General features: G+C 67.8%; 31 protein-coding genes. 10 read left to right on the forward strand and 21 right to left on the reverse strand.

Annotated elements, in window-relative coordinates; translation table 11 throughout:
* The 5 genes from ABW16_RS13455 to ABW16_RS13475 all read left to right on the forward strand — a co-directional run bounded on the left by ABW16_RS13455 (position 1) and on the right by ABW16_RS13475 (position 5,342).
* Entirely contained in the window at positions 1-591 is a 591-nt protein-coding gene (locus ABW16_RS13455) for a TlpA disulfide reductase family protein (RefSeq protein WP_047319676.1), read from the forward strand.
* Positions 588-1,367, forward strand: coding sequence for a cytochrome c biogenesis CcdA family protein (locus ABW16_RS13460; RefSeq protein WP_047319677.1), 780 nt, complete (start codon positions 588-590; stop codon positions 1,365-1,367). Before ABW16_RS13455 ends, ABW16_RS13460 begins: the two co-directional genes overlap by 4 nt.
* The gene (gene resB / locus ABW16_RS13465) at positions 1,367-2,941 is read left to right on the forward strand and encodes a cytochrome c biogenesis protein ResB (protein ID WP_047319678.1); all 1,575 of its coding nucleotides are present in this window, start codon (positions 1,367-1,369) and stop codon (positions 2,939-2,941) included. The genes ABW16_RS13460 and resB overlap by 1 nt, the downstream gene beginning before the upstream one ends.
* Complete coding sequence (ccsB, locus tag ABW16_RS13470; protein ID WP_047319679.1) at positions 2,942-3,919, forward strand: c-type cytochrome biogenesis protein CcsB; 978 nt, start codon at positions 2,942-2,944, stop codon at positions 3,917-3,919.
* Between the two features lie 85 nt (positions 3,920-4,004).
* Entirely contained in the window at positions 4,005-5,342 is a 1,338-nt protein-coding gene (locus tag ABW16_RS13475) for a MinD/ParA family ATP-binding protein (protein ID WP_047319736.1), read from the forward strand.
* Positions 5,343-5,372: 30 nt separating this feature from the next.
* On the opposite strand, the gene ABW16_RS25395 is transcribed toward ABW16_RS13475, so the two are convergent.
* Positions 5,373-5,522, reverse strand: a complete 150-nt coding sequence (locus ABW16_RS25395) for a hypothetical protein (protein WP_105294679.1) — start codon at positions 5,520-5,522, stop codon at positions 5,373-5,375.
* A gap of 76 nt (positions 5,523-5,598) precedes the next feature.
* Between ABW16_RS25395 and ABW16_RS13480 the strand changes: the two genes are divergently transcribed.
* Positions 5,599-5,895, forward strand: coding sequence for a DUF4229 domain-containing protein (locus tag ABW16_RS13480; protein ID WP_052956908.1), 297 nt, complete (start codon positions 5,599-5,601; stop codon positions 5,893-5,895).
* A 102-nt stretch (positions 5,896-5,997) separates the two neighbouring features.
* Positions 5,998-7,023 (forward strand): IS110 family RNA-guided transposase, encoded by a 1,026-nt coding sequence (locus tag ABW16_RS13485; RefSeq protein WP_047319681.1) that lies wholly within the window; start codon positions 5,998-6,000, stop codon positions 7,021-7,023.
* 445 nt (positions 7,024-7,468) lie between these two features.
* Here the strand turns inward: ABW16_RS13485 and ABW16_RS13490 are convergent, their stop codons facing one another.
* Positions 7,469-8,338 carry a 1,4-dihydroxy-2-naphthoate polyprenyltransferase gene (locus tag ABW16_RS13490; protein WP_047319682.1) on the reverse strand — a complete coding sequence of 290 codons (870 nt, stop codon included), beginning with the start codon at positions 8,336-8,338 and terminating at the stop codon, positions 7,469-7,471.
* Between the two features lie 14 nt (positions 8,339-8,352).
* On the opposite strand from ABW16_RS13490, the gene ABW16_RS13495 reads away from it, so the two are divergent.
* Entirely contained in the window at positions 8,353-9,147 is a 795-nt protein-coding gene (locus tag ABW16_RS13495) for an S-methyl-5'-thioadenosine phosphorylase (protein ID WP_109519587.1), read from the forward strand.
* Positions 9,148-9,162: 15 nt separating this feature from the next.
* Here the strand turns inward: ABW16_RS13495 and ABW16_RS13500 are convergent, their stop codons facing one another.
* Positions 9,163-9,909 carry a cutinase family protein gene (locus tag ABW16_RS13500; protein WP_412178207.1) on the reverse strand — a complete coding sequence of 249 codons (747 nt, stop codon included), beginning with the start codon at positions 9,907-9,909 and terminating at the stop codon, positions 9,163-9,165.
* A 47-nt stretch (positions 9,910-9,956) separates the two neighbouring features.
* Positions 9,957-11,429, reverse strand: coding sequence for a DUF7937 domain-containing protein (locus ABW16_RS13505; RefSeq protein WP_047319683.1), 1,473 nt, complete (start codon positions 11,427-11,429; stop codon positions 9,957-9,959).
* A 117-nt stretch (positions 11,430-11,546) separates the two neighbouring features.
* On the opposite strand from ABW16_RS13505, the gene ABW16_RS23900 reads away from it, so the two are divergent.
* Positions 11,547-13,334: a hypothetical protein gene (locus tag ABW16_RS23900; protein ID WP_052956902.1), complete on the forward strand. Its 1,788-nt coding sequence runs from the start codon at positions 11,547-11,549 to the stop codon at positions 13,332-13,334.
* Between the two features lie 17 nt (positions 13,335-13,351).
* On the opposite strand, the gene ABW16_RS13515 is transcribed toward ABW16_RS23900, so the two are convergent.
* The 17 genes from ABW16_RS13515 to ABW16_RS13595 all read right to left on the reverse strand — a co-directional run bounded on the left by ABW16_RS13515 (position 13,352) and on the right by ABW16_RS13595 (position 25,488).
* Positions 13,352-14,050 (reverse strand): TetR/AcrR family transcriptional regulator, encoded by a 699-nt coding sequence (locus ABW16_RS13515; protein ID WP_047319684.1) that lies wholly within the window; start codon positions 14,048-14,050, stop codon positions 13,352-13,354.
* 12 nt (positions 14,051-14,062) lie between these two features.
* The gene (locus tag ABW16_RS13520) at positions 14,063-14,491 is read right to left on the reverse strand and encodes a hypothetical protein (protein WP_047319685.1); all 429 of its coding nucleotides are present in this window, start codon (positions 14,489-14,491) and stop codon (positions 14,063-14,065) included.
* 71 nt (positions 14,492-14,562) lie between these two features.
* The gene (gene menE, locus ABW16_RS13525) at positions 14,563-15,669 is read right to left on the reverse strand and encodes an o-succinylbenzoate--CoA ligase (protein ID WP_268768037.1); all 1,107 of its coding nucleotides are present in this window, start codon (positions 15,667-15,669) and stop codon (positions 14,563-14,565) included.
* Between the two features lie 50 nt (positions 15,670-15,719).
* Positions 15,720-16,022 (reverse strand): DUF3349 domain-containing protein, encoded by a 303-nt coding sequence (locus tag ABW16_RS13530; RefSeq protein WP_047319687.1) that lies wholly within the window; start codon positions 16,020-16,022, stop codon positions 15,720-15,722.
* 58 nt (positions 16,023-16,080) lie between these two features.
* Positions 16,081-16,371: a hypothetical protein gene (locus ABW16_RS13535; protein ID WP_047319740.1), complete on the reverse strand. Its 291-nt coding sequence runs from the start codon at positions 16,369-16,371 to the stop codon at positions 16,081-16,083.
* Positions 16,372-16,376: 5 nt separating this feature from the next.
* Positions 16,377-17,582 (reverse strand): inorganic phosphate transporter, encoded by a 1,206-nt coding sequence (locus tag ABW16_RS13540; RefSeq protein WP_047319688.1) that lies wholly within the window; start codon positions 17,580-17,582, stop codon positions 16,377-16,379.
* Between the two features lie 43 nt (positions 17,583-17,625).
* Positions 17,626-17,928: a hypothetical protein gene (locus tag ABW16_RS13545; RefSeq protein WP_047319689.1), complete on the reverse strand. Its 303-nt coding sequence runs from the start codon at positions 17,926-17,928 to the stop codon at positions 17,626-17,628.
* Positions 17,925-19,202, reverse strand: a complete 1,278-nt coding sequence (locus tag ABW16_RS13550; protein WP_047319690.1) for an inorganic phosphate transporter — start codon at positions 19,200-19,202, stop codon at positions 17,925-17,927. Before ABW16_RS13550 ends, ABW16_RS13545 begins: the two co-directional genes overlap by 4 nt.
* A 113-nt stretch (positions 19,203-19,315) precedes the next feature.
* Positions 19,316-19,720, reverse strand: coding sequence for a VOC family protein (locus ABW16_RS13555; RefSeq protein ID WP_047319691.1), 405 nt, complete (start codon positions 19,718-19,720; stop codon positions 19,316-19,318).
* Positions 19,720-20,604, reverse strand: coding sequence for an SDR family oxidoreductase (locus tag ABW16_RS13560; RefSeq protein ID WP_047319692.1), 885 nt, complete (start codon positions 20,602-20,604; stop codon positions 19,720-19,722). Before ABW16_RS13560 ends, ABW16_RS13555 begins: the two co-directional genes overlap by 1 nt.
* Before the next feature lie 39 nt (positions 20,605-20,643).
* Entirely contained in the window at positions 20,644-21,546 is a 903-nt protein-coding gene (locus tag ABW16_RS13565) for a 1,4-dihydroxy-2-naphthoyl-CoA synthase (protein WP_047319693.1), read from the reverse strand.
* 4 nt (positions 21,547-21,550) lie between these two features.
* The gene (locus tag ABW16_RS13570; protein WP_047319694.1) at positions 21,551-21,970 is read right to left on the reverse strand and encodes a hypothetical protein; all 420 of its coding nucleotides are present in this window, start codon (positions 21,968-21,970) and stop codon (positions 21,551-21,553) included.
* A gap of 4 nt (positions 21,971-21,974) precedes the next feature.
* Positions 21,975-22,490 carry a hypothetical protein gene (locus ABW16_RS13575; protein WP_047319741.1) on the reverse strand — a complete coding sequence of 172 codons (516 nt, stop codon included), beginning with the start codon at positions 22,488-22,490 and terminating at the stop codon, positions 21,975-21,977.
* Between the two features lie 184 nt (positions 22,491-22,674).
* Positions 22,675-23,265, reverse strand: coding sequence for a TIGR03086 family metal-binding protein (locus tag ABW16_RS13580; RefSeq protein WP_157864244.1), 591 nt, complete (start codon positions 23,263-23,265; stop codon positions 22,675-22,677).
* A gap of 292 nt (positions 23,266-23,557) precedes the next feature.
* The gene (locus tag ABW16_RS13585; RefSeq protein ID WP_131721497.1) at positions 23,558-23,968 is read right to left on the reverse strand and encodes a hypothetical protein; all 411 of its coding nucleotides are present in this window, start codon (positions 23,966-23,968) and stop codon (positions 23,558-23,560) included.
* A gap of 190 nt (positions 23,969-24,158) precedes the next feature.
* Positions 24,159-24,470: a hypothetical protein gene (locus tag ABW16_RS13590; protein ID WP_047319743.1), complete on the reverse strand. Its 312-nt coding sequence runs from the start codon at positions 24,468-24,470 to the stop codon at positions 24,159-24,161.
* 70 nt (positions 24,471-24,540) lie between these two features.
* Positions 24,541-25,488, reverse strand: a complete 948-nt coding sequence (locus ABW16_RS13595; protein WP_047319696.1) for an aldo/keto reductase — start codon at positions 25,486-25,488, stop codon at positions 24,541-24,543.
* A gap of 80 nt (positions 25,489-25,568) precedes the next feature.
* Here ABW16_RS13595 and ABW16_RS13600 point away from each other — a divergent pair, with 80 nt between their 5' ends.
* The gene (locus tag ABW16_RS13600) at positions 25,569-26,117 is read left to right on the forward strand and encodes a TetR/AcrR family transcriptional regulator (protein WP_047319697.1); all 549 of its coding nucleotides are present in this window, start codon (positions 25,569-25,571) and stop codon (positions 26,115-26,117) included.
* Positions 26,118-26,186: the final 69 nt, after the last annotated feature.

Consider the following 26,186-nt stretch of genomic DNA (forward strand, 5'->3'; position numbering starts at 1 on the left):
ATGCGGGCAGTGCTGATCGTCGGGGCAGTGCTGGCCGCCCTGATCTCGGGCTGCTCGGTCGGCGACGACGCCGTCACGCACGGCGGAACGTTCGAGTTCGTCTCCCCCGGCGGCAAGACCGACATCTTCTACGACCCACCGGACACCCGCGGCCGGCCCGGCCCGATCTCCGGGCCCGACCTGATGGACCCGTCACGCACCATCGGCGTCGACGACTTCGGTGGCAAGGTCGTCGTCGTCAATGTGTGGGGGCAGTGGTGCGGACCGTGTCGTACTGAAATCAGCCAATTGCAAAAGGTTTACGACGACACCCGCGCCCAGGGTGTCGCTTTCCTGGGCATCGATGTCCGCGACCCCGAGCCGCAGGCGTCCCGCGACTTCATCTCCGACCGCCGCATCACCTATCCGTCGATCTACGACCCGGCGATGCGCACCATGATCGCGTTCGGCGGTCGCTACCCCTCGTCGGTGATCCCGGCGACCATGGTGCTCGACCGCCAGCACCGGGTGGCGGCGGTGTTCCTCCGCGAAGTACTCGCCGAAGACCTGCAGCCCGTCGTGCAGCGGCTGGCTGCCGAGGCGGCGCCGTGAGCGGCTTCACCGCTACCGCCACCACCGGTCCGCTGCTGTTGGCCGTCGCCGTGTCGGCCCTGGCCGGGCTGGTGTCGTTCGCCTCGCCGTGCGTCGTCCCGTTGGTGCCGGGCTACCTGTCCTACCTGGCGGCCGTGGTGGGCGTCGACGAAACTCCAAGGGCCGGTGCGCTCGAGCCCCCGCCGGGCGCGAGGTGGCGCGTCGCGGGGTCGGCGGCGCTGTTCGTCGCCGGGTTCACCGCGGTGTTCCTGCTGGGCTCGGTGGCCGTGCTGGGCATGACCACCACGTTGATCACCAACCAGGTGCTGCTGCAGCGAGTCGGCGGCGCGGTGACGATCCTGATGGGCCTGGTGTTCGTCGGCTTCGTCCCGGCGCTGCAGCGGCAAGTCCGCTTCACCCCGCAGCAGCTGTCCACCGTGTTCGGGGCGCCGCTGCTGGGCGCGGTGTTCGCGCTCGGCTGGACCCCGTGCCTGGGGCCGACCCTGACCGGGGTGATCGCGGTCGCCTCGACCACCGACGGCGCCGGGGTCGCCCGGGGCGTGGTGCTGGTGATCGCCTACTGCCTGGGCCTGGGCATCCCGTTCGTGGCGCTGGCGTTCGGGTCGGCCAGCGCGGTGGCCGGGCTCGGTTGGTTGCGCCGGCACACCCGCGCGATCCAGGTCCTGGGCGGAGTGTTGCTGATCGCGGTCGGGCTCGCCCTGGTCACCGGGGTGTGGGACCACTTCGTGGCCGCGGTCCGCGACGGGCTGGTCTCCGACGTCAGGCTGCCGATCTGATGGCCGCCACCACTTCGCTGCTCGCGTGGATCCGCAACACCTGGCGGGCGCTGACCTCGATGGGCACCGCGCTGGTGCTGCTGGTGCTGCTGGCACTGGCCGCCATCCCCGGGGCACTGCTGCCGCAACGCAGCCTCAACGCCGCCAAGGTCGAGGAGTACCTGGCGCTGCACCCGGTGCTGGGCCCGCTATTGGAACGCGTGCAGGCGTTCGACGTCTTTTCCAGCTTCTGGTTCACCGCCATCTACGTGCTGCTGTGCGTGTCGCTGATCGGCTGCCTGACTCCGCGGACCCTGGAGCACCTGCGCAACCTGCGCGCCACCCCGGTCGCCGCACCGCGCAACCTGTCCCGGCTGCCCAAGCACGCCAGCGCGCAGCTGACCGGTGACGCCGGCGAGCTCGGCGCCCGGATGGCCGCAGAGTTGCGCGGCTGGCGGCGGATCACCCGCTCCTCGGACAGCGTCGCCGGCGGCATTGAGATCTCGGCGGAGAAGGGCTATCTGCGCGAATTCGGCAATCTGATCTTCCATTTCGCGCTACTGGGGCTGCTGGCCGCCGTCGCGCTCGGCCGCATGTTCGGCTACGAGGGCAACGTGATGGTGATCGCCGACGGCGGACCGGGATTCTGCTCGGCGTCGCCGGCCGCGTTCGACTCGTTCCGCGCCGGCGCCACCGTCGACGGGACCAAGCTGCACCCGCTGTGCGTGCGGGTCAACGACTTCACCGCCGACTATCTGGTCTCCGGGCTGGCCACCTCCTTCACCGCGCATATCGACTACCAGGCCGGCGAAGACCTGCGCACCGACCACTGGCGGCCCTACCTGCTGGAGGTCAACCATCCGCTGCGGGTCGGCGGCGTGCGGGCGTACCTGCAGGGCCACGGCTACGCACCCACGTTCACCGTGACTTTCCCGGACGGTCAGATCCGCACTCAGACGGTGCAGTTCCGCCCGGACAACCCGCTGACCCTGTTGTCGTCGGGTGCGGTCCGGATCGACCCCCCGGCCGGGGTCTACCCCGACGCCGCCGAGCGCCGCAAGCACCAGATCGGCATCCAGGGGTTGTTCGCGCCGACCGAACAGCTCGACAACCGGTTGCTGTCGTCGGCGTTCCCCGCGATGAACGACCCGGCGGTCGCGATCGACGTCTACCGCGGCGACACCGGGCTCGACACCGGCCGGCCGCAGAGCCTGTTCACGCTGGATTCCCGGTTGATCGACCAGGGCCGGCTGACCAAGGTGGCGCGGTCCAACCTGAAGGCCGGTGAACAGATCCGCCTCGATGACGGCACCAGGGTGCGCTTCGACGGTGCGGTGCCGTTCGTCAACATCCAGGTGTCGCACGACCCCGCTGAGATCTGGGTGCTGGTGTTCGCGATGACGATGATGGCGGGACTGGTGGTGTCGCTGGTGGTGCGCCGCCGCCGGATCTGGATCCGGATCACGCCCGCGGAACCCGTGCGGCAGGCCGGTACGGTGAACGTCGAGCTAGGCGGGCTGGCTCGCACCGACAACTCCGGCTGGGGTGACGAGTTCGAGCGTCTCAGCGCGCGGCTGTTCGGCAAGGAGATCTAGATGAATACCACGCACATCGACGTCGGGCTGGCGCGCTACTCCGACTGGGCGTTCACCTCGGCGATGGTCGTGCTGGTCATCGCAATGCTGCTACTGGCCGTCGAACTGGCCACCAGCCGGGCCCGCACACCCGCCGAGGCCGAGCTGGTTCCCGCCGGCGGTGTGCGCCCCGACAGCGCCACCCCGGGCGTGGTGCTCGCTGCGCAGCGACGGCCCCTGGGCGAGCGGGTGGGCCGCGCCGGACTGGCCCTGGTCTACCTGGGCATCGCCCTGTTGCTGGCCTGCATCGTGTTCCGCGGTGCCGCCACGCTGCGCCCGCCGTGGGGCAACATGTACGAATTCATCAACCTGACCTGCTTCTCCGGGCTGGTGGCGTCCGCGGTCGCGCTGCGCAGGCCGCAACACCGCAACCTGTGGGTGTTCGTGCTGCTGCCGGTGCTGATCCTGCTGACGGTCTCCGGGCGCTGGCTCTACGCCACGGCCGCGCCGGTCATGCCCGCACTGCAGTCCTACTGGCTGCCGATCCACGTGTCAGTGGTCAGCATCGGCTCCGGGGTGTTCTTGGTGGCCGGGGTGGCCAGCATCCTCTTTCTGATCCGCTCGTCGCGGCTCAGTGACCCCGACGCCCCGGGGGCGCTGGCCCGGATGGTGCGCCGGCTGCCCGATGCGCAAACCCTGGACCGCATCGCCTACCGGACCACGATCTTCGCTTTCCCGGTGTTCGGCTTCGGTGTGATCTTCGGCGCGATCTGGGCCGAGGGCGCCTGGGGCCGCTACTGGGGCTGGGATCCCAAGGAGACGGTGTCGTTCATCGCCTGGGTCGTCTACGCCGCCTACCTGCATGCCAGGTCGACGGCCGGATGGCGCGACTACAAGGCGGCGTGGATCAACGTCGTGGGCTTCGCGGCGATGATCTTCAACCTGTTTTTCGTCAATCTGGTGACCGTCGGCCTGCACTCGTATGCCGGAGTCGGCTAATCCAGCTGACAGATTCCTTTATGACAGCTGCGCTACCCTGCGGTTACCGACGTCCATTGACGTCCTAACCAGTGCGACAGGGGAGATACACGTGTCCGACCATGCACCCGGTGATGTCACTGCGGGCCACGACGTGACGGATCATCCGACCACCCAGTTCCGGCCGTTACAGCACGTCAGCGAGGCTGCTGACCGCCCAGCGGACGCATCGGAGTCCGGGGCCACCGGGTCGTTCAACCAGCGCCCCGAGGGAGGCGAGACCCGCTCCTTCGGTGGCTTCCGCACCGAGCGCCGGTTCTCCGAGCCGGTCGACCCGTGGCCGCCGGCGCCCGCGGACACCCCGCCCCAGCAACAGTCCTGGAACCCCAACCCATCGCCCACCTGGGTCCCCCAGCCCATGGAGAACCCCGCTCCGGTCTACTACAGCGGCAGCCCCGGCGGTGCCGGACAGGCCCCGTATCGTGCCTCCGAGCCCATCGCCCCGTTCTCGGATCTGTCCACCACCTCGCTGCTGCGGCAGGTCAAGCCGCCGCCGACGTCGGGTTGGCGCCGCCTGCTCTACGTGCTGTCCGGCCAGCTGATCAACGTCGGGGAGAGCCCGCGAACCACCCGTTTCAACGACTTGGTGGTGCAGGTGAACCGGCCGCTGCAGGGCTGCCACCGGATCGCGGTGCTGTCGCTGAAGGGCGGTGTCGGCAAGACCACCATCACCGCGACCCTGGGGGCCACGTTCGCCTCCATCCGCGGCGACCGGGTGGTCGCCGTGGACGCCAACCCCGACCGCGGCACGCTGAACCAGAAGGTGCCGATGGAGACGCCGGCCACGGTGCGGCACCTGCTGCGCGACGCCGAAGGCATCCAGCGCTACAGCGATGTCCGCAGCTACACCAACCAGGGCCCCAGCCGCCTGGAGGTGCTCGCCTCCGACAGCGACCCGGCGGTCTCGGAAGCGTTCAGCGCCGAGGACTACGCCAGCACCCTGCAGGTGCTGGAGCGGTTCTACAGCCTGGTCCTCACCGACTGCGGCACCGGTCTGATGCACTCGGCCATGTCAGCGGTGCTCGCGAAGGCCGACACCATGATCGTGGTCAGTTCCGGTTCGGTCGACGGCGCTCGCAGTGCCTCGGCGACGCTGGACTGGCTCGACGCGCACGGCCACGAGGACCTGGTGCGTAACTCGATCGCGGTGATCAACGCGGTGCGGCCACGCTCGGGCAAGGTCGACATGCAGAAGGTGGTCGACCACTTCTCGCGGCGCTGCCGCGCGGTGCGGTTGGTGCCCTTCGACCCGCACCTGGAAGAAGGCGCGGAGATCGATCTGATGCGGCTGAAGCGGGAGACCCGCGAGGCGCTCGTCGAGCTGGCTGCGGTGGTCGCCGAGGCGTTCCCGGGCGACGACCGGTTCAACCAGCACTTCGTGTAGGTCGGGGCCTGATTCAGGGGTGCGGCAGGCCTAGGGCTGGTTGTCGCCGTGGCTGATCCGCCAGAGAAATTCCGGGTCGTCGTCCGGACCGATCACGCGGGTCTTCGGCCGGGCACGGATGGCGCGCAGGCTGAGGTAGAGCAGCGTTCCCAGGGTCAGGACGAGGAGCAGGTAGAGCACTCGCGACACCTCCTGGCGCCGAATATACCGTTAGCGTCGTCCTGGCCGGTCCAGCCCGCCAGTAGGCTTGATCACCGTGGCGACAGGTCGGGCCCCGTTGGGCCGTGCGGTAGTCGATGTGGCGGTGTACACGGCGGCGCGGCTGGCGCTGGTGGTTGTGCTGACGGCGGTGATCTACGGGCTGGGCCGGCTGCTCGGGCTCAGCGATTTTCCGCCGATCATCGCTGCGATGCTGGCCCTGATCGTGGCGCTGCCGTTGGGGATGTGGATCTTCACGCCGCTGCGTAAGCGGGCGACCGAGAGCTTGACCGTGGCCGGCGAGCGACGCCGCCGGGCACGCGAGGAACTGCAGGCCCGACTGCGCGGGGAGTAACCGCCCCCGTTGATGCGATGAAGGGGCGGGGCCTCCGCTCCTCGTGACGTTCCCGGCGGATGCTGGGGGTGTCACTACCAATCACGTGTTGGGAGGCCCCTAATGAGCGAGTATGCCGGAAAACAGTTCGTCGGGATTGACCTGCATCGGCAGCGGTCGGTGATCGTCCGTCAGACCGATACCGGGGAGCAGCTTGCGGCGGTGCGCATCGTCAACGATCCAGTGGCGTTGGCGTTGGAGATCGAGCGGGCGGGGCCTGATCCGGAGGTGGTGCTCGAAGCCACTTACGGCTGGTATTGGGCGGTCGACGTTCTGCAAGCCGCAGGTGTCAGTGTTCATTTGGCGCACCCGCTGGGTGTCAAAGGGTTTCGGTATCGGCGGGTCAAAAACGATGTGCGTGACGCCGCCGATCTGGCGGATCTGCTGCGAATGAATCGGCTGCCGGAGGCTTGGATCGCGCCGCCGGCAACGCGGGAACTGCGTGAACTGGTCCGTTACCGCGCCAAATTGGTGGCCCTGCGCTCGGGGCTTAAAGCGCAGGTGCATGCGGTGTTGGCCAAGGCTGGGGTGTTGATCGTTGCGACGGATCTGTTCGGCGCCACTGCCCGCAAGCGCCTAGAACGCACCCCGCTAGCTGGGGTGTATGCCCAGCGGGTGGCCTCACTGCTGCATCTGATCGACATCCTCGATGCCGAGCAGAGCGCGTTGTCTGACCGAATCGCCACAGAGCTGCACCGCCACGCCGGTTACCGCGCGATCCAAGAGCTGCCGGGTGTGGGACCGATCTTGGCGGCCGTCTTCGTCGCCGAGATCGGCGACGTGCACCGCTTCACCCGCCCGCAGCAGTTGTGTTCCTGGGCAGGGCTGACACCGCGGCACTATGAGTCCGACACCGTGGTGCATCGCGGGCACATCACCAAGCAAGGCTCGAAACTGGTCCGCTGGGCAGCAATCGAGGCAGTGCAACGCCACCAGCCCACGGCCAAGATCGCCGCTGACAAAGAGCGGATCGCCGCCCGGCGAGGCACCAACATCGCCAAGGTCGCCGCGGGCCGCAAGCTACTCACCCTGATCTATTACGGCCTACGCGACGAACACATTCGTGCGCTGGCCAAGGACGCAGCGTGAGTAATCCGGGTGCGGTATACGCGTGGTCGCCGCAGAGTCTGGCCCCCCTCGGGCGTGGCCGTGTCGTTGATTGACCCCGTATACCCGCACGCCGCACCGCTCCATGCCCAGCCAGCCTTGGGCGAAGGGATGACCGGCAACCCGGAACAACCCCCGGGCCTGCCCAGCCTTGATCGGCATCACACTGGAGAGCCGCACCACCCACAACTGCACACCAGGTTTGCCGTTTCGGCTCTGGCCGATTCTGCGCTGAAACAGGTCGCCGTCAAGACCGTTCGTCCTCGCTACGCTGCGGGCGCTGCGTCTTGACCCCGCCCCTCATTCAGCGTTGCCGCCACATATCCCGAAACCCAACAAAACCGCAGCACACCAACACTTGACAGGGCCCCGCCCCTTCAGGGATGACTCTGCGTGTACGGCGGAAAAGTGCGAGTAACCCCCGCCCTCAGCGCAGAGTCAGCGCTAAGGCCTCGGCGATAGCCCACACCAGCATGGTCAGCCCGGTGTCGCGCAGCACCGGGATCAGTGCCGCGCCGCCGAGCCCGGAGCGCACCGGGGCCGCGGCCCGCAGCGCCAGCGGCGTCGCGATCAGCCCGGCCGCACACCACGGGGTGGCTCGCATCAGGGCCAGCGTCAGCACCCCGGCCAGCGCCAGCAGCAGCTGAAACAGCACCCGGGTGCGGGCATCGCCGAGGCGTACCGCCAGGGTCATCTTGCCGGCCGGCTTGTCGGTGGCGATGTCGCGCAGATTGTTGGCCACCAGCACCGCCGACGACAGTGCCCCGACGCCCACCGCCAGCGCGCCGCCGACCCAGTCCACCCGCAGGGCCTGGGTGTACTGGGTGCCCAGCACCGCGACCAGACCGAAGAACACGAACACCGCGATCTCGCCGAAGCCGGCGTAGCCGTACGGTCGCGACCCGCCGGTGTACAGCCAGGCGCCGGCGATGCAGGCCGCCCCCACGATCAGGAGCCATGGCGCGCTGACCAGGGCCAGCGCCAGACCGGCCAGCGCTCCGACCGACAGCGCGGCGATCGCTGCCGTGAGCACCGCGCGCGGGCTCGCCAGCCGGGCGCCCACCAGGCGCACCGGTCCGGTCCGGTCGTCGTCGGTGCCACGGATGCCGTCGGAGTAGTCGTTGGCGTAGTTCACGCCGATGATCAGCGCCACCGCGACGGTCAGCGCCAGCAACGCCTTCCACCACACCGCGGCGCCCAGCCAGGCTGCAGCGCCGGTTCCGGCGATCACCGGAGCGATCGCGTTGGGCAGGGTGCGGGGGCGCGCCCCCTCTATCCACTGTGCGAAGCTGGCCACCGCACGATCCTTGCATGCGGGAGGAGCACGACTTGCTCGGCGTGATCGGCGGTAGCGGTTTCTACTCGTTCTTCGGTGACGATGCGCGCCGCGTCAGCTGTGACACCCCCTACGGGACGCCCAGCGCGGACATCACCATCGGTGCCGTTGGCGGGCACGAAGTGGCGTTTCTGCCGCGCCACGGCGCCGCGCACGAGTATTCGGCCCACACCGTGCCCTATCGGGCCAACATGTGGGCGTTGCGGGCACTGGGGGTGCGACGGATCCTCGCGCCCTGTGCGGTCGGCAGCCTGACTCCGGAGCTGCCCCCCGGCTCGGTGGTGGTGCCCGATCAGCTGGTCGACCGCACCCGGGGGCGCGTCGACACCTACTTCGATGACGGCGGCGTGCACGTCGAGTTCGCCGACCCGTACTGCCCGACGCTGCGGACCGCGGTGACCGGCCTGCCCGACGTCGTCGACGGCGGGACCATGGTGGTGATCCAGGGGCCGCGGTTCTCCACCCGCGCCGAGAGCCAATGGTTCGCCGCGGCGGGATTCCGACTGATCAACATGACCGGATATCCCGAATCCGTGCTGGCCCGTGAACTGGAAATGTGTTATGCCGCAGTAGCTCTGGTCACCGATCTAGACGCCGGTGCCGACGTGGGCAGTGGTGTGAAGGTCGTCGATGTGTTCGCGGAGTTCCAGAAGAACATCGAGCCGTTCAAAAGCCTGGTGCACCAAGCGATCGAGCAGATCGATGAAGAGCGGGCCTGCACGCACTGCTTGCCGCACGCAGGCATTCAGTTGCCGTTCGAGCTGCCCTGACTCAACGGAGTGCGCTCAGAGGTGGGCGACCGCGTAGTCGGCGCCCTGCTCCGTCATTCCGTTGACGCCGTACGACGCGTGCGCGATGGGCGGTCCGCCGGCCGGGGCGCCGTTGCAGATGGTGTCGCCGTCGGCGCAGAGCTCCACGGCCTTGGACGCATACAGTGGGCCGATCCGCACCGGTGGCGCGCCGTTGGGTGCCAGGAACTCCGCCGAGGGCGTGCCGAACAAGACGACCGCGGCAACGTGGTCGGCCACCGACGGCGGCATCGGCTGGGGAAGGTAGGCACGGTACTCGGCGGGGACTTCCTTGGGGATCTCCGACGACGTGGTGTAGCCGGCCAGCGCCGCACCTTGCGAGAAGCCGCCGAGCACGATGCGGGTGTTGGGGCAGTTCGCGGCGGTGTTCTCGATATGGCTGCCGGCGTCTCGGATGCCGTCGACGACGGTGCGGGCGAAGTCGACTCCGCCGCCTAAGTCGCTGCTGGCGGCGTAGTTGACCGGATACACCTCGAAGGAGCGCTCACCCACCTTGGCGCGTAGCGCATCGACGAAAGATTGACCGATGCCACCGACGCCGGGCGGCTCGGCGGTGCCGCGCGCGAAAACCACCTGCACGTCGGGGCAGGGCTGCGCCGCGACGGACGGGGTGCCGGGAGCGACCAGCGCGGCACCGCCCATCACCAGGGCCGCACCCAGGTACCGGGTGATGCGCCGTGCCATCGTTGCGACCAGTGCAGTGCTGTACATGGTGACCTTCATTCGTATCGTCCACCCGACCGGGCTCACGAGCAGAAACGCAGTTTCGGCTACCCGCCGTCGGCGTCCGATAAACGCTCTACGGCGTCTTCGGCTGAATCGTCGGTTCCCCGATAGATCTTCGGTCCACCCGCGGGTGCGACGGCCGGGGAGTCGGCTGATCGGAAGATGCGGGGTGTGCCGGGCTCGCCGGGTATGGGGCGGTCGTCGGTGGGCACCGTCAAGCGTCCGACGACGATCGCCACCACCAGGCCGCACAACGCCAGGCCGCACAGCACTACGTCGAATGTGCTGGTGATCTGCTGCGCCAGTCCGTTGCCGTACACCGGGTTCGCCCAGGCGCTGGCACGCTGGGCTTCCGCGAGTCGCGGAGCCAGACCGACACCCACCACGACGCGGGCGATCGTGAAACCGAACAGGACGGCGCTCACCGACCAGACGGCCGCCGCCGGCAGGGAGCGAGTGCCCAGGTTGAGCCGCAGCCAGATCGCGATCACCGCGGTCACCACGTCGAAGGAGGCCATCGCCGCGCTGTCATACGGCGAATACGGCAGGTCCAGGCCGACCGCGACGCTGAGATCCACGATGCGCATGAGTGCCGACCCCAGACTCCAGATCGCGATGAGCAGCAACGTGTTCCGGGTGGCTCCCAGCCACGTCGCCGCCGATGCGCCGCGTGCCGCCGCCACCGCGAACAGCGCTGCGGCGGCCACCCACACCAGGTAGCCCTCGAAGCCGACCCCCGCGGTGGAGGTGTTCTGCGCGATCCCGTGAAAACCGTCGATGTCGCGGCCCACCGGCAGCACCCACACCAGGAGTCCGGCGAGCAGAGTGGCCCCACCGAGCAGGACAACGCCGAGCTGGGAAGCCTTGTCGCGCTGCAGAACCCACCTTGAGGCGACGAGCACCGTGGCCCACGCCACCGCTCCGTACACCAGGGCGGTCGCAATGATCGCGACCTGCTGCCGGCCGAAGCCGGTCGGGGAGTTCGCGTCCGGCAGGGCGTAGCGCACCCGCCAGTACAGGTTGAACAGCACACTCAACGTGGCACCGGCGATCGATGCGTAGCCGAGGATCTGGACCGTGCGTCGCCACAGTCGTACCGGCCCAGCGAGCACCGGCTGCGCGGCGAGCAGCGCGCCGGCGGCGCCCAGCAAGGCGCCAGGCCCGACGCCGCCGGGCGGTCGCGGGCTTCCGCCGTAGCGGACGGTCTGGACCACGTCGGCGGCCACCACGCCGAGTAGCAACACCAGATACGGCGCGCTGAGCAACAGCCGCAGCCTTCCCGCGACGGCGGGATTGTTGGGCACACGCAAGATCCCCCAGGGACCGACGTAGGTCGCGGCGATCGCTGCCAGCGCGAACACGGTGGCCACGGCCAGCGCGGCGAAGAGGCCGGGCTTGCTGGCCGGGATGCCGGCGCCGAAGTATAGGCTCCACGGCAGCGCCGGCGCCGCGAGCAGCAGTGCCGCGGCGGTCGCGTCGCGGCCGATATTCCAGCTCCTGGTCGACTCGGCGATCACCTGCTCACCATAACCGCGGGCGGGGCATACGCCATTGAACTGCGAAGATCGGTCCGCTCGCTGGTCGATCCGCGCGGCTAAACTGGCTAATCGAGTGGCCGCGGAAGGAGACGCGCAATGGATGTCGCGCTCGGAGTGTCGGTTACCGGTGCGCTCGCCCGCTTGGCGCTCGTCGAATCGGATGCCTACGGCGATGCCGTGCTCGACGAGTCCATGCTCGATCTGACCCGCAACCCAGTCGAAACGCTGACCGAGACGGTGACCGGAACCCACCGCATGTTGGCCGAAGAGGGCCACCGGCTGGCTGCGACGCGGCTGTGCTGGTCGGACTCGGAACTGATGGCGGAGCTGCGCCGGGCCCTTGAGGATGCCGGAGTCGAGAACGTCTCCGAGCAGCCCCAGGCGCGCTCGGCTGTGGCGTTGGCGCGCAACGCCTCGGGCGAGGACGGCGAGACGACGTGGCTGCCTGCGCCGGCCGGTGACGCGACGATGGCTGCGCCTGCGCTGACCAACGCCGGTTCCCCCGACGGAACGTCCACCATGCTCGCCCCGGCGGTTGAGGGCGGACAGGCTGAGGGCGAACAGCCGGAACAACAGCTGGCGTATTCGATGACCGACGATGACTCCGAACTGCTGCCGGTGGAGTACGCCGAAGGCGACTACGAAGGCTACGACGACTACGGCGCCGAGTACGGCGACGACGATGCGGCCGAGGTCGATGAGCGGGAGGCGCCACCGCCGGTGGGGCGTGCGCTTCTGGTCGGCAGCTCGGTCGGCGGGATTCTGGTGGCCGGGTGCGCGGCGTTGGCCGTGGCCGTGACCATCGGCATCCGCCCGACCGCCGCGTCCACACCGTCGCAGCCTCCGGTGGTGGCGCAGCCGCCGCAGGCCCAACCGGTGCCCGGCAACTTCATGCCGGTGCTGCCCGCCCCGAAGCCGGCGCCGTTGCCCGCGCTGCAGGCCCCGGCCCCTAATCCTGTTGTAGCCCCGGCAAACCCGGCTCCGGCCGTCGTTGCCCCTCCGGCGGCCGTTCCGGAACTTCCGGCTGCGCCCGCACCCGCGCCGCCCGCGGTGATTCCGATTCCGATCCCGATCCCGATCAACACCGGGCCCGTTGGTGGCGGCGGCGGTTGGCTGCCCGGGTCGGGTGGAAGTGGTAGCAGCGGTAGCGGTTCTGGACGTGATCACGGTGGCGGCAGTCATTCCGGCGGCGATGACGGTTCGGGTGGCACTGGAACGGGCAGCAATGGCTCCGGCGGTAATGGTTCCGGTGGCACTGGCTCGGGTGGCACTGGCTCCGGCGAGAACGGTTCCGGTGCTGGGCATTCCGGCGGCAGCGGTGCGGGCGAGGGCAGTGCAGGTGGTTCCGGCAACAATCCGGGCGGATCGGGTAGTGGTTCGGGCGGTTCCGGAGAGACCGGTTCGGGTGGTCATTCCGGCGGCACCTCTGGAGGATCCGACGACAGCGGCACGGGTGGCACCGGAGCGGGAAGTGACTCAGGCGGATCAACGTCAGGCGGATCCACGTCGGGCGGATCCGGCAGCGATGCAGGGGGATCCGGCGGTGCAGGCTCGGGTGGTTCCGGGTCGGGCAGCAGTAGTTCGGGCGGCTCGGGCAGCAGTGCGGGTAGTGATTCCGGCGGCTCCGGGAGCAGCGGCTCCGGCGGTGCTTCCTCCGGCTCCGGCGGCAGCTCCAGCGGTTCTGCCGGCAGTTCCGGTGGCGGGTCCAGCTCGTCGGGTTCGAGCGGTGGCTCCGGGGGTAGTTCCGGAAGCGGCTCGAGCGGCGGTTCTGGCGGCGGCTCAAGCGGCGGGTCCGGCGGCGGTTCGAGCGGCGGGTCCGGCGGCTCGGGTGGTGGCTCGGGCGGTGGGTCGAGCGGCGGTGGCTCCGGTGGGGGAGGCGACTGAGTCGCGGCCCCCACAGGTCAGGGCGTGATACGCGCGACCATCGCTTCCACCTGTCTGCGGTCGAGCACAACCGTTGACCCGTCGGGCAATCCGAGGATGCGGTCCGTCGCGATACCGTGCAGTTTGATCCGCTTCACACAGTCGTCGACGGCCTGACTGCGTGCCTTCGCGTCCGGCGCATCGAGTACCTGCATCAGGTTTCTGCGCAAGCTGGCCGCAAAAACCTGGATCATGTCGCCGACACCTTCGGGGTCGAAGGTGTCGAACACGCCTTCGTCGACCCCTTCGCTGATGAGTTTGGTCAGCACGGGTCGGAACAGGTCTTCCCAGGTGTCCACGATCTTGGTGAACAGCCCGCGGTTGTGCGGCGCGAACAGTGCCGTCATCGCCGCGATCTGCTCTGCAGCGCCCATCGCCATCTTGACGTCGTAGCTGGCCGCGAGCCCGCGGTTGAGGCGTTCCAGGGCGCTCGCACCCGGCTGGTCGAAGACCGGACGCAACGCCTCCAACGCCGCCTCAGCGCTGCGCTGCGCCAGCGCGGTGACGAGTGCGTCTTTGGACGGAAAGTAGTGGTAGAAAGCGCCTTTCGGAATGCCCGTCGCAGCGAGAAGCTCGTTGAGGCTGACGTTGTCATAGCCGCGTTCGAGAAAGAGTGCCAGCGCCTGGTCGAGCAGTTCGGCCCGCCGGACATCCCGGGGCTTCACGAGACGGCGCATGGCGGTATTGAATCAGTCGGACTTCTTCAGCCATCCCACGTAGGTCAGGTACGCCCCGCACAGTGCGAGTAGTCCGAAGCCGGCCCGCACCGCACCGAGGGCGCCACTCGATGTGTCGGTGGCAGATTCGGCTCCCCGCACGATCAGCTGCGGTGCAGCGAGCAAGACGAATCCCCGCAGCAGCAGGAACCACCCGAACAGCGAAATGATCACCGCGGCAACACCGCGCCAATATTGGTGAAACGCAATGATGAACAGGCCGCCGCCGAGCAGCAATGCGCCCAGCACCCACGGCCACATCGGGTCGGTCGAGAAACTCGACAGCTGATTGCCGATACTCCCGGCTCTGAACGCGACGATCGCAGTGATCACGGTGATGAACGGTCCCAGGACGCGTGCGAAAGAGCGCGTGCGTTCCGCGGAGGTGGTGGGTGTGTGCATGGTTGCGACCCCTTTCCAGAGCAGCGGTTGACCCCCTTGTAGACCACTGGTCTCCAAATTAGACCAGTGGTCTAATCGGGGGCAATACCGCCGGCAGAAAACCGTTGTGCCAGCGCTTTTCGGTCCAGCTTGCCGATCCCGCGCCGGGGGAGTGCAGGAACGACATGCAACTCGCGTGGCGCAGCCGTGGTGTCCAGCGATTCCGCGACGTGGGCGCGTAGCGCTTCCAGAGTCGGTGGCGTCGCACCGGCGACGACGACCGCGGCGACGACGCGCTGCCCCAGCCGGTCGTCGTCGATCCCGAACACCGCGCAGTCGGCCACCGCGGGATGGGTTGCCAACACCGCCTCCACCGGCCCGGGAAGCACCGTCAGGCCGCCGGTGCTGATCGCGTCGTCGGCGCGACCGAGCACGGTAAGGCTCCCCGAGGAGTCAAGGGCGCCAAGGTCATTGGTCGAAAACCAGCCCGGCTCGGCGAACGGGTCGGGCTCGACGGGATTGCGATAACCCTGCGCCACGGTCGGGCCACCGATCGCGATCCGTCCGTCGCCGCCGATGCGGAGCCGGACACCCGACAATGGCAGCCCGTCATAGACACAACCGCCGGCGGTCTCGCTCATGCCGTAGGTGCGCACCACCCGCACCCCCGCGCCCGTTGCAGCGTCCAGGACCGGTTGCGGCGCCGGTCCGCCGCCCAACAACACCGCGTCCAGCTCGGCCAATGCGGCCGCGGACGCGGGAACCGCCAGAGCCTTGGCCAGTTGGGTGGCGACCAGCGACGTATAGCGCCGGCCGGAACCGAGCGCCGCCACCGCAGCGGGCAACCGCGTGACATCGAAACCCGTTGCGACATCGAGTTGCACGGGGGCCGTGCCGGACAGCAGGCTGCGCACCAGCACTTGGATTCCGGCGATGTGGTGTGCCGGCAGCGCCAGTAGCCAGCTGCCTGGCCCGCCCAACCGGTCGTGCGTGGCGGAGGCACTGGCCGCCAGTGCCGCACCGGTCAGCAGCGCACCCTTGGGCACCCCGGTGGTTCCCGACGTAGTCACCACCAGCGCGATGTCGTCGCCGATGGTATCGCCCACCCGCAGCGCGGTCAGGGCCGCGGAATCGGTGTCGGGGCCTACGGGAGTGAACGCGGCATCATGACCGTCCAGGACGCCCTGTAAGGCGGGCAGGAGCGTGGAGACGGCATCACCGGGTGGGATGGCCAGCGCACGCAGGCGTGCTATGGGTTTCCTCCGTTGGTGGGGGCGTCGTCGAGCAGCCAGCCCTTGGCCGCCAACCGCTCTCGCACCCGTTCGACGTCCTCGGCGGCGGGCAGCTCGTTGGTCAGGCGGGCGATCAGCACCCCGATGTCGATGCGGTCGAATTCGCCGCGGCCGATCAATTCCCGGGCGACGTCTTTGACCTCGTCATTGGTCAGGCGCCGCGACAGCAGTGCCAACAGCGGAACGTAGTCGTTCTGTGGCACACCGTCGGGGTACCCGGCGCGCAGCCAGGCGACGATCGAGGTGAGAAATTTGTTCATACTGCGTCAACTTCCCCGCGCCGACACCGGAAGGAACATGTCAGCTGCAATATTACGTCTATTCAAGGCCGAACACCTCGTCCCAGTTGCCCCAGTCATCCCACTGCCAGCCGATGCGGTGCTCGATGAAGTCACGGGCGATGAACAACACGCCCACCAGTACCGCCGCGAGCAGCAGCCCGAAGACCATCCACCTCAACAGGGTCAATTCCCGGCGGTGTTCCGTCGGTCCCTCGGCTGCGTCGCCCAGGCGTACTCCGATCGCGAACAATGCCGGCAGCGCGGTGCCCACCAGCAGTCCGAAGATCAGGATCTTGGCGGTGGCCACATAGTCGAACCAGGCGTTCAAGGTGTTCACCCACCGACCCCCTCCGTGCCGATCTCGCCAGACGAACCGGGGGTACTGGGTTCCGGCGCAATGACTTCGAGGCCATCGGTCATATGCGCACCCCAATCGGCGGTGACATTGGTGTGGTCGACTGGGACTTTGCGGGACTGCAGCCAGATGAGCGCCGAGACTCCAATCAGCAACACCAGTCCGGTGATGGTGCCGGGGTAGCCGCCGATGCGGTGGATCAGGTGGTAGGTGACCGCGCCGATGGCACCGGCCAGCGGCAGGGTGATCACCCACGCGGTCGCCATCCGGCGGGCAACCCCCCAGCGCACGTTGGCGCCCGGCTTTCCCAGGCCCGAGCCCAACACCGACCCCGTCACCACCTGCGTGGTCGACAGCGAATACCCGAAGTGGCTGGACAGCAAAATGATGGCCGCCGAGGATGATTCGGCGGCCATGCCCTGCGGGGATTCGATCTCGACCAGGCCCTTGCCCAGCGTGCGGATGACCCGCCATCCGCCGAAATAGGTGCCGGCAGCCATCGCCACCGCACACGACACGATCACCCACAGCGGCGGTGTGATGTCGGTCTTGTGGGCAGCGCCGTAAGAGATCAGTGCGAGGAAGATCACGCCCATGGTCTTCTGGGCGTCGTTGGTGCCGTGCGCCAGCGACATCAGGGCGGCAGAGAAGACTTGACCGCGGCGGAAGTCCCGCAGGGTGCGCCCGTGGGAGACTCCCCGGGTCAGCCGGTAGACCAGCCAGGTTCCGACGGTCGCGACCAGCGTCGCGGCGAGCACAGCGATCACCGTCGGCACCAGCACCTTCGAGACCACCCCGGGCCAGCGCACCCCGGCCTTGCCGGCCGCGGCCAGCATGGCCCCCACCACGCCGCCGATCAGGGCGTGCGAGGAACTTGACGGGATACCGAACAGCCAGGTCGCGAGATTCCAGACGATGCCGCCGACCAGACCGGCGAACATGACTTCCAGCGTCACCAGGTTGGTGACCACCAGATCCTTCGCCACGGTGGCCGCCACCTGGGTGGACATGAACGCGCCGACCAGGTTGAGCGTGGCGCAGAGCGTCACCGCAGTCTTGGGCTTGAGCGCACCGCTGGCGATCCCGGTGGCGACAGCGTTGCCGGTGTCATGGAAGCCGTTGGTGAAGTCGAAAGCCAGGGCGGTGATCACGACCGTGATCAACAGGAACAGCTCCAAGGTCACCGTGCGGATTTTTGCAGCCGCACGCCTGCGTTGTCGAACCGGGTTAGGCGGGCTTGGCTCCGAGCAGGTACCAGCCCAGGTGGTGCCCCAGGAAGTCACGGGCGATGAAGAGCACCCCGATGACCGCCACGGCCAGCACTAGCAGGAAGATCGCCCAGCTGAGCGCGACCAGCAGTGGCCGGCGGGCGCCGGTCGCACCCGCAGTGGCGCCGGCGACGGCGGCAGCGCTGTTACCGGCCACGTTGACCCGCACCCCGACCGCGAACAGTGCCGGCAGCAACCCGCCGACCAGCAGTCCGAAAACCAGGATTTTCAGCGTGGCTGCGAGGTTGAACCACTGACTCATGACCGGATGACCTCACGTGGGTTGGGGTCGTCGGTGGAGACGACAGTCAACTTGGCTCCCTCATGGCCGGCGTCGAATGCCGACCTGAGGGCGTTCTCGACCTCGCGGCCCGCTTCTTCGGGCTGCACGCCGGGGGCGTCGAGACCGCCGGTGAGGGTGCCGTCCCATTCGGCGTTGACGTTGTTGTGGTCGATGCGGGCCCGGCGCGACCGCAGCCAGATCGCCAGGACCGCGGTGATCAGCAGGGCTACGCCGATGATGATCCCGGGGTAGCCGCCGATGCCGTGCACCAGGCCGTAGGCGCCCGAGCCGACCCCGCCGGCCATCGGCAGCGTCACCAGCCAGGCGGCCGCCATCCGCCCGGCGACACCCCAGCGCACCTGCGCACCCGGCTTGCCGACGCCGCTGCCCAGCACCGACCCGGTGGCGACCTGGGTGGTCGACAGCGAGTACCCGAAGTGGCTGGACAACAGGATGACTGAGGCAGCGGCTGACTCGGCGGCCATGCCCTGGGGGGATTTGATCTCGACGAGGCCCTTGCCCAGGGTGCGGATGACGCGCCAGCCGCCGGTGTAGGTGCCTGCCGACATGGCCAGCGCACAACTGACGATCACCCACAGCGGGGGCAGCGTCGCCGACGTGCTCACCGCGCCGTAGGACATCAGTGCCAGGAAGATCACGCCCATGGTCTTTTGCGCGTCGTTGGTGCCGTGCGCCAGCGACACCAGCGCCGCCGAGCCGATCTGGCCGTGCCGGAACACCTTCTCGGACTTCTTCTCGTCGACGCCGCGGGTGACCCGGTAGACCAGCCAGGTGCCGACGGAGGCGATCAGGGTGGCGACCACAGTGGCCACCACCGCCGGGACGAGCACCTTGGAGACCACCCCGCTCCAGTTCACCCCGTGCCCGCCGACTGCGGCGATCATCGCTCCCACGATGCCGCCGATCAGGGCGTGCGACGAGCTGGAGGGGATACCGAGCAGCCAGGTGAGCAGGTTCCACACGATGCCGCCGACCAGCCCGGCGAAGACGATCTCCAGGGTCACCAGGTGGGCGTCGACCAGACCTTTGGCGATGGTTGCGGCAACCGCAGTCGACAGGAAGGCCCCGACCAGGTTCAGGCAGGCGGACATGGTGACTGCTGCCTTGGGCTTCAGCGCACCGCTGGCGATCGAGGTCGCCATCGCGTTGCCGGTGTCATGGAATCCGTTGGTGAAGTCGAAGGCCAAAGCCGTGATCACCACAATGATCAGGAGGAGCAGTTCGAGGCTCACTGGAGCATCACGGCACTGATTCTGAGGCCTCGATGGGGCCGTTGTCTAACGATCACCCTCGCGAAACGCCGGTGTACGTCGAGACGTATTGAACTGTTTCCCCTTCGTTAACCTCAGGGCTTCCGGGGGCTGTCCTGGCGGGTATCGCGGCGCAGCGGATGGTCGTCTGGGACCTCTACGAAGATCAACGTCAGGCCGTCGGGATCGGTGACGTGCATCTCACGCAACCCCCACGGCTCGCGGCGCGCGGGCCGGGCGATGGGGACCCCGCGGGACTCCAGTTCGGCCTCGGTGGCGGCGACGTCGCGGACCTGCAGCCACAGCGCCCCGGGGAAGCTCGCGTCCGTGTGTTCGGGGTTGCCGTGCCCGGCGAGTTCGATCAGCGACTGCCCGGCGTAGAAGACCATTCCGGCGCCGTAGTCACGGGCGATCGCCAACCCGATCTCGTCGCGATAGAACCGCAGCGATCGTTGATAATCGGTGGGCCGGAGCAACACCCGGCTGGCCAGAATCTCCATCAGTCCTCGACCGGCTCGATCCGGTTCCGCTTGACGATGGCGGTGGCCCAACCGGCGTTGAGGTTGTCCAGCGCACGAAACGCCAGCGCCAGCCTCGGCGCGATGCGGATCGGGCGGTATCTGGCCGCGTCGATCATCCACGCGCCGGCCTCCTGCGCGGTGAGCCCCGGCTTGCCCTGGAACGCCGCGGTGGGCGCGATCATCGGGGTCTTCACCAGGGGGTAGTACAGCGTGGTGGACTGCACGCCGTAGCGGGCCCACTCACTGTCGATGACCCGGCTGACGGCGCTCAGCGCGGACTTGGAGCCGTTGTAGACACCGAACAGCGGCGAGGAGTCCGTGAACACGCCCCAGGTGGCGACGTTGATGATGTGGCCGTCGCCGCGCTCGCGCATCGCGGGGGCGAACCCGCGGATCAGCCGCAGCGGCGAGTAGTAGTTCAGCTGCATGGTCCGCTCGACGTCGTGCCAGCGATCCAGGGATTCGGCCAGCGGACGGCGGATGGAGCGCCCGGCATTGTTGACCAGGATGTCCACTCCGCCGAACCGCTCGTCGACGTCCTTGACCAGTGCGTCGATCGCCGCCAGGTCAGACAGGTCGCACGCGATGGCGTGCGCGGTGCCACCGGCGGCGGTGATCCGCTGGACCAGTGCGTCGAGGTTTTCCTGGCGGCGGGCCACCGCGATCACGGTGGCGCCCGCCGCCCCGAACTGTTCGGCGCCGGCTTCCCCGATGCCCGACGACGCACCGGTCACCAGCACCCGCTTGCCGGTCAGGTCGACGGTCTTGGCGCCGGGCCGGTGCATCAGCTGCGCGGCGACCGGGGGGCGCATGGTGGCGAGCGTGATCTGGTCGGACAACCGGCGTAGCGGGCTTCTGCTCATGGTTAGCCAGTCTATGCGGGACGCCGGACGCCCCGGGCCTCAGTAGTACCGGGGGAAGGGACTCCAGTCCGGCTCGCGCTTCTCCAGGAACGAGTCTCGGCCCTCGACGGCCTCATCGGTCATGTAAGCCAGCCGGGTCGCCTCGCCGGCGAACAGTTGCTGGCCCACCAGTCCGTCGTCGAGCAGGTTGAAGGCGAACTTCAACATCCGTTGCGCCTGAGGCGATTTGCCGTTGATCTCCTTGGCCCACTGCACGCCGGTGGCTTCCAGGTCGGCGTGGTCGACGACTTCGTTGACCGCACCCATGGCGTGCATCTGCTCGGCGCTGTAGGTCCGGCCCAGGAAGAAGATCTCGCGGGCGAACTTCTGGCCCACCTGCCGGGCCAGGTAGGCGCTGCCGTACCCGCCGTCGAAGCTGCCCACGTCGGCGTCGGTCTGCTTGAACCTGGCGTGCTCGCGGCTGGCCAGGGTCAGGTCGCACACTACGTGCAGACTGTGCCCGCCGCCGGCTGCCCAGCCGTTGACCAGGCAGATCACCGGTTTGGGCATGAACCGGATCAGTCGCTGCACTTCCAGGATGTGCAGCCGCCCGGCCCGGGCGGCGTCGACGGTGTCCGCAGTCTCCCCGGATGCGTACTGGTAGCCGCTGCGGCCGCGGATGCGCTGGTCTCCGCCCGAGCAGAACGCCCAGCCGCCGTCCTTGGGCGCCGGTCCGTTACCGGTGAGCAGCACCACGCCGACATCAGGAGACATCCGGGCATGGTCCAGTGCCTGGTAGAGCTCATCGACGGTGTGCGGTCGAAACGCGTTGCGCACCTCGGGACGGTTGAACGCCACCCGAACTGTCGCGTCGGTGACGTGGCGGTGATAGGTGATGTCGGTCAGGTCGGCGAAGCCGTCGACCGTGCGCCAGATGCTGGGGTTGAAGGGGTTGTCACTCAACGCGTCATTCTCCCTCGTTGTCGGACGTGTGGACGCGAGCCATGCCGTCGCGCTCATCGGAGCAGAACACGCACGGATCATTCCATTCACTGCCGTAGTTAACGTATTGCGCCACCGGTTTAACCACCCGGTGGGCGGTAGCCGGATCGAGTATCGGTTCGTCCATCGCAGGAGGGAAGGGGCTCAGCGAACCGACACTCGAGGCCAACGGAAGCGGATTGGTCGGATCGCCGGTGATATCCACGGCCGGAACGCTGTCGATGAACAGTGTGTACAAATCGTGTTCGGGAAACCCGACGTTCACCCGCAGTACCCACCACTGATCGGATTGCTGTGCGGCGTAAGGGAAGAACTTATACCCGGTTCGTGACCACTGGGGCCGTGCATTCGTGTCGATCGCGGAATCGAGGGAATCGCGCTGCATGTGTTCAGGACTCGGGCTGTTCCAGCTGGCGGGGGTCGTAGTAGCGGCGGGGTGGGGCCTGGACGTGCGATGGAGTGGAATTCCCCGGTGTCTGCGGATCTTTGGTGACAGGCGGAGTGTATCGATACTCGATGGGGATGTCGGAGACCCGCTGTGGAAGATCAACTTTGCCGGGTTTGCTGCTCCACAAGATCGTTGTCGGATCACCTGGGTGCCGAAATGAAGCGGACATGCGATCTTCGTAGAGGCCGAGTTCGTAGTAGTAGGTGACCGCCTCGTCCAACGACAGCCAGGGGCCAGGGTCGATGAGCGACTGTCTGGTGTCACGGCTTAGACCCCATGTGATGTCAGACGGTGGCGCCTTGTATGCCAAGTACATCGTGGGTCCCTCGGTCCAGGCATGGGAGACGCAGTAGGGTTCTGGTCCTCTCAGCTTCCCTGCGCGAATGTAGTGCAACAGACCCTGCAGCACTTCGGTTGCGAACCTGCGCTGCGCTTCGGTGACCTCCTGGATTGACATGTCACGCTCCATCCGGAAACGGGGTGTTCACCGATGCGCGAAGCCTAACTCCAACGCCTCATCGAGCGAGATCTCGCGGCCGATCTGCATTGCGCCGAAGCCGATGTGGACCACGGCTCGTGTGCCGATTCGGCCGAGGGCGCTGGGCTGGAGTTGATCTGTCAAGGGCCGTCTCAACTGATTGTCAGGGCATGGACCTCCCTGTGAGAGCGAGCAGCCGTGTCGGGGCGGGCGCCTCCGGACTCGAGGGTTCGACGTCCGCGAAGTATCCGTGTCCGCGCTGTGTCTGCAGAATCGAGGTTGCGCGATCGAGAATGTAGGTAGCAAGATCGTTGTCGATTGTCGATCTGGCGTCGAGAGTGCTTGCGATATCCCAGGCGTGGACCGCGAGTTCCACAACCCGCATCCGCAGCAGGACTGTGCCACTGACTGTCTGCATCGGGTGATGTGCGCGGATCGAACCAGTTTCGGGTTGCGCGAACAGAGTCCGCAGTTCGGCGGACAGGTTGTCGTGAGCGGCGCGCGGATCGTTACCGACGTTATCGGCTGTGCGGGTCCAGGCGATCTCGTCTGGCAGGCCGCCTCGCAAGTAGTGGGCGTAACGCAGTGCTCCACCGCAAACATGATTGGCGACGTCTTTGACGGTCCAGACTCCGCATCTGCTTGGACGGTCAAGGACGTTAGTGTCGAGTGACTCGAGAACCTGTGAGAACGACTGCGTCGCACGGTCGAGCATGTCGAGGTCGGTCGAGTCCAACATCACAGGAGCCAACACAACTGTCACGCTAGCCGATCCGCCCCGTGGCTTGGCGCGCCCGAATGGTCGAGTGCCTTGCCGGTCCGCTCAAGGTCCGCGATGAGCAGAGGTATTCCCTGGATGATGGCAAGCGTGGACACGTTGGCCGACCGGATCGACCGGCACGCAAAGGTTCTCGAACGGGGGAATCGCTCACCGCTATATGTAGCGTTGATGCATGGCGCTGCCGATGACGCCCGTGCCGGTGGGGTAGTCAACCACATCTTCCCCGTCGGACCGGGCCCATCGGGTTCGGTGTCGGAGCTGCGGCTCATCGCGGCGCTGCATCCAGCGGGGGATTGAGGAAATTGTCTCGGAGCAAGACGAAACGATCGTAATTGCTAACTTTGTACTGGATCGACCGCAGTAGTGGTAGTGCTTTCTCGTCGCGTACGTTGGTTGCGAAGTCGATGCCTGAGCCGACTAGGTCACTGGCCCAGGATATTTCGGTGAGAAACAAAGCGCGTGCCCAGTCCAGATCGGAGAGCGGGGCACCAGCTTCCAGGGCATCTATTAGTCGTTGGACAAGGGCGCGGAACTCGTCGATCGTTGACAAGCCCATTACCGGCGTGAGAAATGGCATGGCGCGCGTCGCAGATCCACGGTACTCATTGAGGCCGTGGACCATCAGTCGTCGCTCGTCGTCGGTCAGGTCGATCGCCACCGGTTCAGGGATGGTCATGATTTCAAGGTAGTGGATTTTCGGCTTGGTCCTCACCCAAGACCGGTGGGTGATCCGCGCGGTCCGGCAGATAGACGGGTCGGGGTCCTGCTGCCGGCGAATCCCACGGGAGTCCTCCGCCAGCGGGAGATCGAAGTGGGCCGAGTCCGCCTGCTTTGGTGCTAGGTGAGGGCGGTGCGGCGGCTGGCATCTAACACACCCGCGGCGGGCTAACCGCTCCCATGCGGGCTGCGGCCTCGGTCTCGTTCGCGGCGTATCCCCGTGCGGCGTCGGCGAGTTTGGCGGCGGTGGTATGCACTCTCGCCGTGTTGGTGCTGGCCGTTACCACCGCGGCGTTTACGGCGGCAACCGCTGCTGCGCTGGCCAGCGGCGAGGACGATGCCGCGCCCGTCGGAGCCATGTTGGCGGCCAGCCTGCCAGCAAGAGACTCACACCAACGAGCCTCGGTCTCTAATGCCGCATCGCTGACCTGCAGTGTCTTGGCGATCTGCGGCGGCTGCATGCCCGAAGCCTCATTCTCGACGCCTGCCTGGCGCACGTCACCGACTCGGCAGGTGACCGCATTCTCCCCATCAGGTGGTTGCGGCGCCCCGGAACGCTTCGCGCAGGCTCGCGGCATAGTCCGGGCCCTGCCCGGGGGCGGTGATCGCATCCAGCCGGGCGACGGCGTCGTCGCTTAGCACGATGTCGGCCACCTTCATGTTCTCCTCCAGGTGGGGAAGAGATCCGGTGCCGGGGATCAGCAAGGTGTTCGCCGAGGTGGTCAGCAGCCAAGCCAGCCCGATCTGGGCGGGGGTGGCGCCGACTTCGGCGGCGACCTCGCGGACGACGGCGTGGTCGGTGACTTTCGGGAAGCCGGGGAACGCCGAGCCGAGCGGGAAGTACGGCACCCAGGCGATGCCTTCGTCGGCGCAGAAGTCGAGCGCGTCCTCCTGGGTGCGATCGAGCAGGCTGTAGGCGTTCTGCACGCAGACGATGCCGGCCGGCAGGGCTCGCTGGAGCGCTTCCAGTCCCACGCTGCTGATGCCGATCGCGGCGATCTTGCCCTCGTCGCGCAACGCGATCATCTCGGCCAGCTGGTCGTCGAGGTCGACGTTCTGATCGCCTTCGGGCGCCGGGGCGGGACCGAGGTCGTAGCGCCGCAGGTTGACCACCGGAACGGTGTCGAGTCCCAGTTGGCGCAGGTCGTTCTCCACGGCGGCGCGGAGCTCGGCGGGCTTCTGGGCGGCGGTCAGCGGCAATGGGCCGACGCCGGTGTAGGCGGCGCCGACCTTGCTGACGATGACCAGCTCGTCGCGGTAGGGCGCCAGTGCTTTGCGGATGCGGTGGTTGACCTCGCCACCGGCGTAGAAGGACGCGGTGTCGATGTGGTTGACGCCCAACTCGACCGCGCGGCGCAGGACCGCGATGGCGTCGTCGGTAGAGATTCTCTCGTCGAGCTGCATGGCGCCGTAGCCGACACGGGCTACGGCCGGTGTGCCGATGCGGCCGAGGCCGCCGGGCTGGAGTTGGTCGGTCATGGTGCTCCTCGTGAGACACTGGTACAGATGCGGAGGACCCTCCGTTTAGGTAGCGTAACAGAAACGGAGGTTCCTCCGCTTTGGCTGGGAGATCCGATGCCCGCCGCAACCGAGAGCGGCTGTTGGCGGCCGCCGCCGCAGCGTTCGGCGGCTCCGACGGGAGTCCGGTTCCGCTGGAATCGATCGCGCGCGACGCCGGTGTCGGCATCGGCACGCTCTACCGGCACTTTCCCAGCCGCGAGGCACTGGTCGAGGCCGTCTATCGCGTTGAACTGGGCGACGTCGCGGCCGTCGCCGAACAGCTGGTCACCCGCCACCCGCCGAAGGTGGCGCTGCGGCGCTGGATGGACCGCTACGCCGGTTTCGTGGCGGCCAAGCGGGGGATGGCCGAGTCGTTGCGTGCCATGGTCGAGTCTGGCGCGATGGAGCCCAACGAGACGCGCGAGCGCATCGTCGGCGCGGTCGATCTGCTGCTGCGGGCCGGCGCGCAGGACGGCAGCTTGCGCGCTGATGTGCGCGCTGACGACGTCGTGTCGAGCCTGATCGGCATCTTCTTGACCAGCGGCTCACCCGAGCAGACCGGGCGGCTGTTGGATCTTTTGGTCGCCGGAGTGGCGGCCACCGGCTGACCCGGTGGTTCAGCGAGGCTCGACGAAGGAGAGGCGAAGCTGGGACCGCCGCTTGACCAAGCTGTCTAC

It is taken from the genome of Mycolicibacter heraklionensis (assembly GCF_001021505.1).
Lineage (GTDB): Bacteria > Actinomycetota > Actinomycetes > Mycobacteriales > Mycobacteriaceae > Mycobacterium > Mycobacterium heraklionense.